The following is a 12,227-nucleotide window of genomic DNA, read 5'->3' as shown; positions in this document are numbered from 1 at the left end:
GCACGTCAAGTGTCCGCCGACGAAACCCTGCATGTCACCTGCCCCGCCTGCGCGGGGGTCAACCGCGTGCTGGCAGCCCGCCTGGGCAAGGAGCCGGTGTGCGGCCGCTGCCGGGCGCCGCTGCTGCCCGGTCGGCCCCTGGAACTGGACGGCCCCGGCCTGGAGCGCTTTCTGGCGCGCAACGACCTGCCCGTGGTGGTGGATTTCTGGTCCCCGAGCTGCGGGCCGTGCCGGATGATGGCCCCGCAGTTCGAGCAGGCCGCCCGGACCCTGGCCCCGGGGGTGCGTCTGGCCAAGTGCGACATAAGTGCGGCCCAGGACGCGGCCACGCGCCACGCCATCCGCAGCGTGCCGACCATGGTGCTCTTCCGCGCCGGGCGCGAGGCCGCGCGCATCAGCGGCGCCCTGCCCGCAGGGGACATCGTCGCCTGGGTCCGCAGCGTGCTGTAGCCCCCGTCGCCGGGGGCCCGCAGGGCGAAACGCCCGGAGGCGGAGGGGTCAGATGCGCGAATCGAGAATGGCGCCCTCGACGATCTCGGGCACCTTGGCCGCCCCCGGGGTGGGGTGCGGGTCGCCCAGGTCGGGCCGGGCCACGTCGGCCAGACGCTCGCCCGACAACAGCGCCTTGAAGCCGATGGCCGTGCGGTCGAACAGGCCCAGAGCCTCCTGGGTGCCCACGGTCCAGCGCATGAGGGCCCGCGACGCCTCGCGGCCCACGGTAAAGGGATGCTCGAATGCCGACATGCCTTGCCCGCCTTTGCGGGCCACGATACTCCGAAAAGGGCCTCGCGGGCAAGCGCCCGGGGCCCGGGCGATTTTCCGGGACGCACCACGGGCGTTGACCGGAGGACCCGGCGCGGGTATAGAATGGGCAAGCGCTCCCGTTCTCCAACAGCCTCGCCCACAGGACCACTTTCATGCAGACCGAACGCAGACGCAGCCCGCGCATGACCGTTGAAGGCATCGGCTTCGTGACCCTGAGCCTCAGGAACAGCTTTGAGCTCATGGGCACCCTGGAAGGCTTAAGCCGCAACGGCATTCTCCTGTCCATGCTGCCCACGTGCCCCGAGGCCGAACCGGCCCCCGGCGACGCCGTGACCCTGGCCGAAATGCCCAAGGGCCTGGAGGACCTCCTCGACGGCCACCCGGGCCATGTGGTCTGGACCGACGGCGCACACTGCGGCATCAGCCTGGATCCGCCCCTGGAAATCAGCGACGCCGCCCTGAAACGGGCCCTGCGCGACAACCACCTGCTGCCCTGGTCGCAGTGGCCCAGCTAGGCGCCCCGCAGGCCGCCCCGCCCGTGCCCGCCATGTCCGCCCCCCGGCGCCGCGACTACCGCGCGGCCATCCCTCCGGCCCAGGTGCTGGGGCTGGCCCTGTGGTCCGCCGACACCCTCGGCCCCGGCGACATCGCCGACCCCGCCGCCCTGGGCGCCCCGCAGCTCGACCGTGACGCCTCGCGGGCCTACAGCCTGCACCTGGCCAACCTCTCGGCCGGGGGCATGAACCTGCGCATCGCCAGCCGCCGCATCGACGCCGCCCGGGCCTCGGCCTTTGCCGGGCGCCGCTTCCTGGCCCGCCTGATCCTGGCCGACGACGAGGAGGCCCTGGCCCTGCTGCTGCTGGCCGAGGTCCGCCGGGCCCAGGCCGCCCAGGGCGGGGTGGAGCTGGCCCTGGAGTTCATCGCCCGGGGGCGCTTCGTCAGGGCTTCCCGCAGCCTGCACCTCTTCCCCCTGCGCGGGCGCGGGGTGGACCGGCTGGCGGCCCTGGTCAACCGCGCGCACGCCGAGGCCCAGGCCGCGCGGGCCGTGCCCGCCGGGGCCGCCGCCTGGTACGAAACCCTGGCCTGACCCCGCGCCCCCCGGCGCGCCGGGCCGCAACGCAACGCGGGCCGCGCCCCCGGCACAGGGGGCGCGGCCCGCGTCGTTCCGCGCTCCTCCGGCCCGTCCGTCCGGGCGCAGGCCGGGGCGGCGGACCCTAGAGAATCTGGCTCAGGAACAGCTTCGTCCGCTCGTGGGTCGGGTTCTGGAAGAAATGATCCGGGGTGCCCTGCTCGACCACGGCACCCTGGTCCATGAACACCACGCGGTCGGCGACCTCGCGGGCAAAGCCCATCTCGTGGGTCACCACCACCATGGTCATGCCCGCCCGGGCCAGGTCCTTCATCACGTCGAGCACCTCGCCGACCATTTCCGGGTCCAGCGCGCTGGTGGGCTCGTCGAAGAGCATGACCTTGGGGTCCATGCACAGGGCGCGGGCGATGGCCACGCGCTGCTTCTGCCCGCCCGAAAGCTGGTCGGGGTACACGGCCTCCTTGTCGGCGATGCCGACCTTGGCCAGCAGCCCCCGGGCCTTGGCCTCGGCCTCCTCGCGCCCGCGCTTGCGCACGACCATCTGGGCCATGGTCAGGTTGTCCAGCACCGACTTGTGCGGAAACAGGTTGAACTGCTGGAAGACCATCCCGGCCTCGGCGCGGATGGCGTTGATGTCGCTGTCGGGGTGCAGCACGTCCATGCCGTCGACGGTGATCTCGCCCGCGTCGGCGTATTCCAGACGGTTCAGGCAGCGCAGGAAGGTCGATTTGCCCGACCCCGAGGGCCCGATGACGACCACCGTCTCCCCCGGCGCGACGGACAGGGACACGTTGTTCAGGGCGTGGATCTTCTCCGGCACGTAGAAATACTTGTGCACGTTCCTCGCGGTGATCATCCTACATCGCCCTCCTCTCCAGCCGCTGCACGAACAACGACAGGGTGAACGTCATGACGAGATAGAGCACCGCGCAGACGATCCACATCTCATAGGTTTGCAGCGAGGCCGTGACCACCTCGCGGGTGACCTTGGTCAGCTCGCGGATGGCGATGACGCCGAGCAGCGAGGAGTCCTTGATCAGGCTGATGAACTGCCCGGCCAGGGCGGGCAGGATGCGCTTGATGGCCTGGGGCATGACCACCTTGCGCATGGCCTGGGCGTAATTCATGCCCAGGGAGCGAGCGGCCTCCATCTGGCCCAGGTCCACGCTCTGGATGCCCGCGCGCACGATCTCGGCGGTGTAGGCGCCGGTGAAGATGGCCAGCCCCAGCGCGCCGTACCAGAACGTCGGCACCTTGGGCAGGGCCGCGTTGGTCAGGATCTGGTTCACCAGCGTACCGATGACGTAGTACCAGATCATGAGCTGCACCAGCAGCGGCGAGCCGCGTACAAGCTCGATGTAGGTGATGGCCGTCCACTTCAGGGCCGGGTTGTCGGAAATGCGCGCAAGGCCGGTGAGCATGCCGATGACCATACCGATGACGATGGCGATGGCGCTGATTTTCAGGGTCAGCCACAGGCCGGAGAGGAACAGCCCGGTCTTCCATTGCGTGCGTGCGCCCAGGGTGTCGCCGGGGTAGACGAAGTCGCCCTGGCTCACGCGCACGTCGTCGGCGGGAACAAGGTAGTCCTCGGTGGCCTCGCCGTCCCATTCGCGCACGGTGACTCGCGCGTCCCTGCCCTGGGGCGCGACGGACACGACCTCGCCCTCGATCTCGGTGGTGACGCGAATCACATCCTCATAGAAAAAATATTGCGGCACGCGGTACCAGCGCCAGGTGTAGTCCACGTACTGGGTGGCGGCGTAGATGCCCAGGATGCACAGGGCCACCCCCGCCAGGAAGACCCCGCTCCAGAATTTGCGGTAGAGCGGGCTGCGCGGCTTGTCCAGACCGGAATAAAGCGTCATGTCGGTTGCTGCTCCCGTTTGGGGTGCCCCGCCGGGCCGCCGGGGCGGGCCGGGCCGGGGCCACGGAACCGCCCCCGCGCGCCGGGGCGCGGCGCGCGGGGGCACGGGCAGATCATGCCCGGGGCAAGGCTACTGCACGTTCTGGAACCAGCTCGTGCTCTTGATCCACTTGTCGTAGATGCGGTCGTAGCGGCCGTCGGCCTTGATCTGGGCCATGAAATTGTTCAGGAAGTTCAGGAAATCGGGATCGCCCTTCTTCAGGCCGATAGCCAGAGGCTCGTAGGTGAAGGGCTTGTCGAGCAGCACGACGTTCGGGCTGTTCTGCTGGGCCATGAAGACCACGCAGAAGGGCAGGTCGTAAACGAAGGCGTCGGACTGGCCGTTGACCGCGTCCAGGGCGCCGTCGGCCTCCTTGTCGAAGGACTTGTACTTGGCCTTGGGGATCATGCGCTTGACGGCCATCTCGCCGGTGGTGCCGATGCGCGAAGCCACGGTGTACTTGGGGTCGTTCAGGTCCTTGTAGGACTTGATCTCGCCTTCGAGCTTCTTGTTCAGGATAATGGCCTGGCCCACGACGATGTAGGGCTCGGCGAAGTTGATCTGGAGGTTGCGCTCCTGGGTCAGGGTCATGCCCGAGAGGATGATGTCGAACTTGTCGGCCAGCAGCGCGGGGATGATGCCGTCGTAGTCGGTGTTGACGATGGTCATCTTGACGCCCATGGCCTTGGCCAGCTCTTTGGCCAGGTCCACGTCGAAGCCGATGATCTCGCCCTTCTTGTCGACCATCTCGAAGGGCTGGTAGCCCGCGTCCAGGCCCACCAGCAGCTCGCCGCGCTTGAGGATGGTCTCCAGGGTGGATTTCTGGGCCAGGTCGAAATCTGCGCAGAACGCCTGGGACGCCAGCACCGCGATGAAGAACGCGGCCAGCATCAGTTTCTTGAAGCACTGCATGGAATACGACTCCTTGACGATAGGGGTTATCCGTTCCCGGGCCGGAGCCGTTCCGGCCGGGGGTCGCACGTGGCTAGTACTTGCCCTCGGTAAGCACTTCCTTGATGATCATGGTCTTCTTGCACACCGGGCACACGGGCATCTTCTCCTCGGGCAGGGAGATGATCTTGGAAATCTGATGCACCGGGCAATGCACTTCCACCAGTTCGCGCTTGTAGCGGTCCTTGAGGGTCTTCATGGCCTCTCCTCGGGGCGCGGGGCGCCAGGTCAAGGTCCGTTATGAATCCGCAACGGCCGGGGCTCAGGGCCGGTCGGCAAAGCGCAGGGACAGGCAGGTCAGTCCGCCGTCCATCTTGCGCGTCTCGCTCATGTCCAGTTCCACCACGGGCAGGCCCAGGCCGTCCAGCAGGCGGCGCACGCCGGGGAAGCCCGCCGGGGTCAGCAGGGTGCCGTTCACGTACAGGGTATTGGCCGCGTAGTCCTCGCCCTCGGGGGTGACCAGCACCTCGTAGCCCGCCAGAACGGGCAGGCCCGCGAAGTCGGGGGTCGCCAGCAGGGTTCGCCCGCCCAGGTGGTTCACACCGGACTTGAAATGCAGCCCCTGGCCCACGGGCACAGTGGCGGTGGCGTAGCCGTGGGCGGCCACGATCTCGGCGAACTGCCGCGCGCCCTCGGCGTTGGTGCGCTCGGACAGGCCGACGAAGAACTGCCGGTCCACCAGCAGCACGTCGCCGCCGTCCAGGGTGCCGGGGGCCTCGATGCGTGCCAGGCGCTTGTAGCGCCCCAGGGCCGGGGCCACGGTGCGCTCCTCGCCCTTGCGGGCCGGGGCGCCGGGGTTGGTGATCACGGCCACCTCGGGCACCACCACGGCGGTGTCCTCCACAAAGTGGGCGTCGGGGAAATCGTTTTCCGGCGGCAGGGTGATGACCGTCAGCCCCGCGCCGCGCAGGGCGTCCACGTAGGCGTCGTGCTGGCGCAGCATCAGGGCGTAGTCGGGGTTGCCCAGGTGGGTGGAAGTGGTCAGCCCGGCGGCGAAATTCTCGCAGGGCAGGCGAACGATGGCGTGGGTGAACATGCGCGGCTCCAGTTGTCGATCCGGTGACAAAGGCAGGGTTGTATCCGCGCCGAAGACCGCTGTAAACCCCTCCGCCCCGCGAAGCCCTCAGCGCCCCTCGGCCCGGCGCCCCAGCGCCCGGGCCACCAGCTTGTGGAAGGCCAGGGCCGTTTTCGGGTCGGCCTCCTCCAGGCGGGCCAGGGCCTCGCGCGGCAGCCAGCCGACCACCGTGCGGCCCTCGGCCACCGCCGTGCCCGGGGCCACATAGGCCCGCAGGGCGGCCATGGGCGCGGCCAGGGTGCCCGGCCCCAGCGAGCGGATGCGCTGCGGCGCGCTCTGGGCATAGGTCGCCATGACGGCCAGGGTGCCGTGCAGGACCATGTACGCCCCGCGCGGGTCCTCGCCCTGGCGGAACAACTCCTCGCCGGAGGCCAGCTCGCGGCGCTCCAGGGCCGGCCCCAGGCTCTCGGCCAGGGCCTCGAAGCGCTCCATGTCCTCCAGATGCCGGGCCACGTCGTCCACGGCGAGGTCGAAAAGCGCGTCGCGCCGGGCGGGGCCCTCGGCGCCCAGGGCGGCGTGTTCCTCGGCCAGCAGCCGGTCTTCCGCCCATTCCAGGGCCGCGTCCAGGCCCGGGAACGGACGCACGTGGGCCATGGCCTCGGGGGTGGCGTTGGAGTCCAGGAGAGTGAAGAGCCCCCGGGGCGGCGCGGCCAGCAGCAGCATGGCCCCGGCGGCCTGGGCCCGCTGGGCCGTGCGCTGGATGGTGTTCACCGCCGAAATGTCATAGCCGTCCAGCCCGGCCATGTCCACGATCAGGAACCGAGGGGGACGCCCCTCGCGCAGCAGGGCGCCGATGCGCTCGCCCAGCAGGTTGGCCGAGCCGAAGAACAGGAACCCCCGCAGGCCGAAAGCGCGCAGGTCGCCGCCGCGCGCGCGCAGCAGGGCCCGGTCGGTCACCGGGCGGTGGCGGACGCTGGCGATCTCGGCCCCGCCGCGCTCCCAGGCCACAACAGGCACCCGGCTCATGCGCACCACGAACAACAGCACCGCCAGCCCCAGGCCCAGGCCCACCCCGGTCAGGAATCCGGAATGGACGATGGCCAGGGCGATGATGACCACGATGGCGTAATCCAGGCGCGTCAGGCGCTTCCAGCCGTCCACGAGCCAGTCGCTGACGAACAGCAGGCCCAGCAGCAGTACCAGCCCGCCCAAAAGCGGCCGGGGGAACAGGGCCAGCACCGTGCCGCCCGCCATGAGCACCCCGGCGCAGACCACGGCGGCCCCCAGGGGAATAAGCCGCGAGGCCACCCCCGTGCGCGGCCCCAAGAGGGACAGGGACAGGGCCGGATAGCCCGGGAACCCGCCGCCCAGGGCCATGAGCACCCCGCCGCCGCCGGTGGTGAACAGCTCGCGCTCGATGTCCAGGTCGCGCCGCGCGCCAAGCTCGATGCCGCCGACGTTGAGCAGCAGGCCGACCAGGGCCAGCAGGGCCGCGGTCAGCGCGTCGGGCACATGGGCCAGGACCACGTCCCAGCGCACCAGGGCCAGGTCCTCGCAGCCGACCACGGGCCACAGCCCTCCGGCGGGCAGGTCGCCCAGCAGCCAGCCGCCCGCCCGCGCGGCCTCCAGACTCGTGCCCGTGACCAGCAGCACGCCGTGGAACACCAGCAGCCCCAGGCCAAGAGCCCCGGGCAAAAGCAGAAAATGCGGCCGCAGGCGCAGGGCGGCGAACACCAGCACGGCAAACGCCGCCCCTGGCAGCCAGAACCGGGCCACCGGCCAGGAAAAATACGCGCCCAGGGCCCCGAAGTTCGCCCCGACGCCGGTCATCACGCCCAGGCCGCCCAAGCCGAGCAGGATGCCGCTGCCCGCCAGGAAGCCGCCCACCACGGGATAGGGCAGAAAACGCACGAGGTTGGCCAGCCGGAAGCGCCCGACAACGAAGAACAGCGCGGCCATGCACAGGCAGGCCATGCCCATGATGGCCACCACGGTGGCGAAGCGGACCCCGGGCGCGGCGGCCGCCAGGGCCACGGCCACGGAGGCGGCGGCTCCGGCCAGCACGGCGGCGGGTGCGTCCTGCGGCTGGCAGACCAGCCCGGGGAAGGAACTGAACACCGCGCAGGCCAGGGACATGACCACCGTGCCGAACAGGGTCAGCCCCGCGCCGCGCGCCGCCAGAGACGCCAGCGGCCCGGAAAAGACCATACTGGCCAGGGAGATTTCGATAACCACCAGCAGAACGCCGATGACCAGCCCGTAACTCAGGGCCGGGACCGCCCGGGGGGACTGCAGGTCGGCAAGGATGTCGCGCAGGCTGTTCATGGGACCCCCTCGGTGCGGGATGCGCGGGCGCGTGGCGCGGCGGAGGCAAAAGGCGGGGCCGCACCACGGGGGGCACTGTGCCCGTTTTGCGGGCCGTTGGCAACGGAAAGGCCGTGGCGGACCAGCGGCGCGGGGCGAGGCTGCGCATTTTCCTGTGGCCTTGCGGGGGGTGGTGGTGCTACGCCTTGCCTGTAGCGCAACACCGAAGCACCGTGCCCGGCCCGCGCACCGCCCGCCAACATCAACAAGGCAAGCCCCATGACCGCACGTTCCCGCATCGCCCTGGGCGCCCTGCTCCTCGCGGGCGCCCTGCTCCTGGCCGGATGGATCTACGCCAACCAGCGCCTGACCGCCGTGGTGGACCAGCGCATGAAAGACGCCAGGGCCGAGGGCCTGGACCTGCAGTATGCAAGCCGCACGGTCAACGTGCTCGCCTCGCGGGTGGTCCGCTTCGAGGGCCTGACCCTGGTCTCGCCCCGGGGCGAGGTCACGGTGGACAGCGCGGCCCTGCGCACCCTGCCCGGCCACCGGCTGGCCTTCCCCGACGCCGCCCACGTGGAGTTGCGCGGGCTGCACTCGCCCCTGCCAGAAAACGCCCCGGCGGAAACGAAACAGATGCTGGCCGCCATGGGCCTGGAGGAACTGCTGGCCGACTGCGACCTGCGCTACGTCCACGACCCCGCCGCCCGGACCCTGGACATTCCGGAGATGACCGTCAGCGCCGAAGGGCTCTACCGCCTGACCTTCGACGGCGCTTTCCAGAACGTGGACCCCGCTCTGGAAGACGGCCAGGGCCCGCGCTTCCAGGCCGCCATGCGCGCCCTGACCACCACCGGCATGGGCCTGGAGCTGGAGGATCAGGGGCTTGTGGACAAACTTTTCACGGCCTACGCCACCATGAACGGCAACCCGGCCAACGCGCCCCTGCTGCGCCGCATCGTGACCGGCTTCGCCAAAAATCTGGCCGGAGAGCTTTTCCCGGCGGCGGACCAGGATCTGCTGGAACGCATCCACACCTTCCTGGACGACCCCAAACTCGCGGCCCTGCGCATCCACTGCCCCACCCCCCAACCCCTGGCCGCCATCGGCGAAAAGCCCATCGACTCGCCGGACGTGACCTTCCAGGCCAAACTGGAAACCTCCCAAACCCTGGGCAGCACCGACTTCTTCGACGCCGGTGTACTGTTGCAGCGGGGGGAGTGAGAAATAGGATCAGGTGAATACAAATTTCTTAATATTACCAATAAAAAAATGGCCAAAGAGAGGCATACTCTATGCATTTTGAATTCTCTAGCATCTTAACACCAACAAATAATATATTCTTCTTCTTGATCGCAGGCTGTCTTGCTTTTGGACTTTCAAAAGGAAAAAGTCCAAGGGGTCAATTTATATCATCATTACCTGGAATTGCCATATCTTTAGGCATTCTTGGAACATTCTACGGAATATTTATGGGCCTTATAGGCTTCGATGAATCGCATATATCAGAAAGCATTCCAAAACTGTTGGAAGGAATGAAAACTGCTTTTGCGACATCACTTGCAGGAATGTCAACGTCTATAATACTAAATGCATATTTCTCGCACTCCGACGACAAGAATCTTAATGCCTCAAGCGACCCTATCAATAGCCTAAGGCGCATAGAAAATGCCATTGTTTCATGCTTTAAATCTGACGAGGAGTATTCGTTGGTTTCGCAGGTTAAACTTATTCGGCAAGAACTGATAGATAGCAGGAGAGAAACACAAAAAGCTTTCAAAGAATTTGCAGAAGAATTTTCCAAAATGGCATCAGCGTCTCTTGTTGAAGAACTAAAAAAAGTTGTAAATGATTTTAACGCAATGCTAAATGAACTTGTAAGCGAATCATTCAAAGAGCTTTCATCAGCACTTAGAAGCCTCAATGAATGGCAAAAGCAGTACAAATCTTCAATAGAAGAAAATCAAAAAAATCTACAAGATACGCATATAAAGATAGAACGACTCATGATGACGTTTGATGCTGTAGCCAATCGTCTTACACAACTGGATGAATCTTTTGAAAGTATAGACAAAAGCCTTGTTGCAATTTCTATATCAGGAACGGAGCTAGACACGCATACCAAATCGATTGCAAGCCAAAATGCTTTACTTGAAGCATCTATAAAGGCCATTCAAAACATGGGACAGGAAGCTTCAAAGGTCGTCCCTGAAATTTCTGAAAAAATGAATAGAATCACAGAAGAAATTCAAAATCTCCAGATGAATACAAACAGCTTCGTCAAGGAAACAACAGAGGAGCTTTCCGAAGGCTTTAAACAATTATCTGAAGAAGTACAAAACCATACCCAGGCCATTGAAAAAAGTCTTGAAGCAGAGTTAACGAAATCTCTTAACTCGCTCGCAGGTGCGCTCTCAGCGCTCTCTGGGAAATTCGCTTCGGACTATATTCCCCTAACAGAAAAGCTCAGACAAGTGTTATTGATTGCGGAGGCTCGCGATGACCGTATGGTCTAAAAAAGAAGAAAGCCACTGGCCTTCAATCTCCGACCTCATGTCTGGGCTTATGCTTGTCTTTCTTTTTATTGCAATTGCCTATATGAGGAATGTTGAGGACGGGCAAAAGCGAATAAAAAAAGTAGCCGTCGCCTACCAAGAAACACAAGTCAGCCTCTACAATTCTTTAATGGATGAATTCAAAAATGACCTTCCAAAATGGAAGGCAAGAATAGACCGCGACACATTATCTGTTCAATTCATGGAGCCTGACGTCCTTTTTCAAACAGGAAGCTCAGATGTAACGGCAACGTTTAAGTCTATTTTAGATGACTTTTTCCCAAGATACGTAAAAATTATATTCTCCAAAGAATACCAGAACTGCATTGAAGAGATAAGAATTGAAGGCCACACATCGTCAGAATGGGGAAATGGCAATGTCGAACATGAAGAGGCATACTTTAATAACATGCGCCTTTCTCAAGACAGGACAAGATCTGTACTCCAGTACTGCTTCAATTTGAAAAGCACAACAGATGAAAAAACAAAAATGGAACGATATATAACTGCAAATGGCCTATCTTCTAGCAGGCCAGTCAAGGATAAACAAGGCTTTGAACTAAAAGAGCTCTCCAGACGCGTTGAATTCCGAACCAGAACAAATGCCGAACAAAAAATAGTTGAGATCGTGGAACAAATAAACAATGAAGCTCCCTGACTATTTTAGTTGCGTCGAAGTCAAAGAAATTTTGATCAACATGGGAATCATAACGATCCCTGAGCTTGAGCCTATTGACTTTACATATGAAACCAGCAAAATAAAAGAAATAGAAGTCGAAAACCCTACTCTCCAGTTCAGCGAACGGCTTATGGTTGGAGCAATTTCACTCAGTGACCCAAATATAACAGTAACAATCTCTCAAGACGGCACCATCGAAGTCAATGGGCTCAAAGCCTGTGCATACATCAAAAAGCAATACATTGGCGTTGATATTTATTCAAAATCAAGCGGATACAGATATCACCTCTGCAACTGCCAAACAATTCAAAGAATGATACACAGCCAGCGCCTTAGCAGATATGTTTCAACGACAAGAAGCGATGGTTTTTTTCCTGTGATCACTCAAGTACAGCAGCAAGCGAGAGAGTGCATCATTAAGCTTGAATTATGCCAAAACTGCCGTGACATATTGCGTTCGCGGGGGATGTTGCCAGAACCATACTCTCTAAAACGATTCTTCGCGATATACCAACCAAACATTCCTCCAACAATTCTCCGGACAGAACAAGTTATTGTCGAAGAAAAATACGCGCCTAATCATCCAGAAATAGCCAGACGATACAAGAAAAAAGCAAATTACTGTTGCCAAATTTGCGGCGTCAACTGCTCTAGGGCTGAAAACCATTTGCATTTGCACCATAAAGATGGAAATGGCCAAAATAACAATCGTTCAAACTTGCTTGTACTCTGCATAGACTGCCATTCTCGACAACCGATGCACACACATATGCGCAACATTATTGAAAATATTAGATTAATAGCCCACATCAAACAACTAAGAAAAGAGCAGGGAATACATGAGCTCTAATAAAAGGCGTTCAACACATTACCAACTCCCCCTCTTGGCTGGCTGATTTTCAGGCGACCTTCCCGGTCGCCTTTTCCTTGCCCTTTCCCAATCTTGGACAGGTCGTCCAGA

The 12,227-nt window shown here is 62.8% G+C and carries 14 protein-coding genes; 7 read left to right on the top strand and 7 right to left on the bottom strand.

What is annotated here, in order from left to right; all coding sequences use genetic code 11:
* The first annotated feature begins 9 nt into the window (after positions 1-9).
* Complete coding sequence (locus ACZ5KV_RS15155) at positions 10-450, top strand: thioredoxin family protein (protein ID WP_464240122.1); 441 nt, start codon at positions 10-12, stop codon at positions 448-450.
* Between the two features lie 48 nt (positions 451-498).
* Here the strand turns inward: ACZ5KV_RS15155 and ACZ5KV_RS15150 are convergent, their stop codons facing one another.
* Complete coding sequence (locus ACZ5KV_RS15150; RefSeq protein ID WP_464240121.1) at positions 499-744, bottom strand: hypothetical protein; 246 nt, start codon at positions 742-744, stop codon at positions 499-501.
* A 173-nt stretch (positions 745-917) separates the two neighbouring features.
* Here ACZ5KV_RS15150 and ACZ5KV_RS15145 point away from each other — a divergent pair, with 173 nt between their 5' ends.
* Together ACZ5KV_RS15145 and ACZ5KV_RS15140 are read left to right on the top strand one after the other, a co-directional pair.
* Complete coding sequence (locus tag ACZ5KV_RS15145) at positions 918-1,280, top strand: PilZ domain-containing protein (RefSeq protein WP_464240120.1); 363 nt, start codon at positions 918-920, stop codon at positions 1,278-1,280.
* Between the two features lie 32 nt (positions 1,281-1,312).
* Positions 1,313-1,852, top strand: a complete 540-nt coding sequence (locus ACZ5KV_RS15140; RefSeq protein ID WP_464240119.1) for a hypothetical protein — start codon at positions 1,313-1,315, stop codon at positions 1,850-1,852.
* 127 nt (positions 1,853-1,979) lie between these two features.
* On the opposite strand, the gene ACZ5KV_RS15135 is transcribed toward ACZ5KV_RS15140, so the two are convergent.
* The 6 genes from ACZ5KV_RS15135 to ACZ5KV_RS15110 all read right to left on the bottom strand — a co-directional run bounded on the left by ACZ5KV_RS15135 (position 1,980) and on the right by ACZ5KV_RS15110 (position 8,053).
* Positions 1,980-2,711, bottom strand: coding sequence for an amino acid ABC transporter ATP-binding protein (locus ACZ5KV_RS15135; protein ID WP_464240118.1), 732 nt, complete (start codon positions 2,709-2,711; stop codon positions 1,980-1,982).
* A 1-nt stretch (position 2,712) separates the two neighbouring features.
* Positions 2,713-3,723 (bottom strand): amino acid ABC transporter permease, encoded by a 1,011-nt coding sequence (locus ACZ5KV_RS15130; protein ID WP_464240117.1) that lies wholly within the window; start codon positions 3,721-3,723, stop codon positions 2,713-2,715.
* 129 nt (positions 3,724-3,852) lie between these two features.
* Entirely contained in the window at positions 3,853-4,674 is an 822-nt protein-coding gene (locus ACZ5KV_RS15125; RefSeq protein ID WP_464240116.1) for a transporter substrate-binding domain-containing protein, read from the bottom strand.
* Positions 4,675-4,747: 73 nt separating this feature from the next.
* Positions 4,748-4,912, bottom strand: coding sequence for a hypothetical protein (locus tag ACZ5KV_RS15120; protein ID WP_464240115.1), 165 nt, complete (start codon positions 4,910-4,912; stop codon positions 4,748-4,750).
* A 63-nt stretch (positions 4,913-4,975) separates the two neighbouring features.
* Complete coding sequence (locus tag ACZ5KV_RS15115) at positions 4,976-5,749, bottom strand: dimethylarginine dimethylaminohydrolase family protein (RefSeq protein WP_464240114.1); 774 nt, start codon at positions 5,747-5,749, stop codon at positions 4,976-4,978.
* A gap of 87 nt (positions 5,750-5,836) precedes the next feature.
* The gene (locus ACZ5KV_RS15110) at positions 5,837-8,053 is read right to left on the bottom strand and encodes a SulP family inorganic anion transporter (protein WP_464240113.1); all 2,217 of its coding nucleotides are present in this window, start codon (positions 8,051-8,053) and stop codon (positions 5,837-5,839) included.
* Positions 8,054-8,311: 258 nt separating this feature from the next.
* On the opposite strand from ACZ5KV_RS15110, the gene ACZ5KV_RS15105 reads away from it, so the two are divergent.
* The 4 genes from ACZ5KV_RS15105 (at position 8,312) to ACZ5KV_RS15090 (ending at position 12,116) form a co-directional block, all read left to right on the top strand.
* Positions 8,312-9,256, top strand: a complete 945-nt coding sequence (locus ACZ5KV_RS15105; RefSeq protein WP_464240112.1) for a hypothetical protein — start codon at positions 8,312-8,314, stop codon at positions 9,254-9,256.
* Positions 9,257-9,327: 71 nt separating this feature from the next.
* Positions 9,328-10,548: a hypothetical protein gene (locus ACZ5KV_RS15100; protein ID WP_464240111.1), complete on the top strand. Its 1,221-nt coding sequence runs from the start codon at positions 9,328-9,330 to the stop codon at positions 10,546-10,548.
* Entirely contained in the window at positions 10,532-11,245 is a 714-nt protein-coding gene (locus ACZ5KV_RS15095) for an OmpA family protein (RefSeq protein WP_464240110.1), read from the top strand. Before ACZ5KV_RS15100 ends, ACZ5KV_RS15095 begins: the two co-directional genes overlap by 17 nt.
* On the top strand, positions 11,232-12,116 hold the full coding sequence (locus ACZ5KV_RS15090; protein ID WP_464240109.1) for an HNH endonuclease: 885 nt from the start codon (positions 11,232-11,234) through the stop codon (positions 12,114-12,116). The genes ACZ5KV_RS15095 and ACZ5KV_RS15090 overlap by 14 nt, the downstream gene beginning before the upstream one ends.
* Positions 12,117-12,227 lie beyond the last annotated feature (111 nt).

It is taken from the genome of Desulfocurvus thunnarius, assembly GCF_055390965.1.
This window is presented reverse-complemented; position numbering and strand designations above follow the sequence as displayed.

Coding starts and splice junctions, on each gene's coding strand:
- ACZ5KV_RS15150 (WP_464240121.1), bottom strand. CDS start 744: ATGTCGGCATTCGAGCATCCCTTTACCGTGGGCCGCGAGGCGTCGCGG.
- ACZ5KV_RS15145 (WP_464240120.1), top strand. CDS start 918: ATGCAGACCGAACGCAGACGCAGCCCGCGCATGACCGTTGAAGGCATC.
- ACZ5KV_RS15140 (WP_464240119.1), top strand. CDS start 1,313: ATGTCCGCCCCCCGGCGCCGCGACTACCGCGCGGCCATCCCTCCGGCC.
- ACZ5KV_RS15135 (WP_464240118.1), bottom strand. CDS start 2,711: ATGATCACCGCGAGGAACGTGCACAAGTATTTCTACGTGCCGGAGAAG.
- ACZ5KV_RS15130 (WP_464240117.1), bottom strand. CDS start 3,723: ATGACGCTTTATTCCGGTCTGGACAAGCCGCGCAGCCCGCTCTACCGC.
- ACZ5KV_RS15125 (WP_464240116.1), bottom strand. CDS start 4,674: ATGCAGTGCTTCAAGAAACTGATGCTGGCCGCGTTCTTCATCGCGGTG.
- ACZ5KV_RS15120 (WP_464240115.1), bottom strand. CDS start 4,912: ATGAAGACCCTCAAGGACCGCTACAAGCGCGAACTGGTGGAAGTGCAT.
- ACZ5KV_RS15115 (WP_464240114.1), bottom strand. CDS start 5,749: ATGTTCACCCACGCCATCGTTCGCCTGCCCTGCGAGAATTTCGCCGCC.
- ACZ5KV_RS15110 (WP_464240113.1), bottom strand. CDS start 8,053: ATGAACAGCCTGCGCGACATCCTTGCCGACCTGCAGTCCCCCCGGGCG.
- ACZ5KV_RS15105 (WP_464240112.1), top strand. CDS start 8,312: ATGACCGCACGTTCCCGCATCGCCCTGGGCGCCCTGCTCCTCGCGGGC.
- ACZ5KV_RS15100 (WP_464240111.1), top strand. CDS start 9,328: ATGCATTTTGAATTCTCTAGCATCTTAACACCAACAAATAATATATTC.
- ACZ5KV_RS15095 (WP_464240110.1), top strand. CDS start 10,532: ATGACCGTATGGTCTAAAAAAGAAGAAAGCCACTGGCCTTCAATCTCC.
- ACZ5KV_RS15090 (WP_464240109.1), top strand. CDS start 11,232: ATGAAGCTCCCTGACTATTTTAGTTGCGTCGAAGTCAAAGAAATTTTG.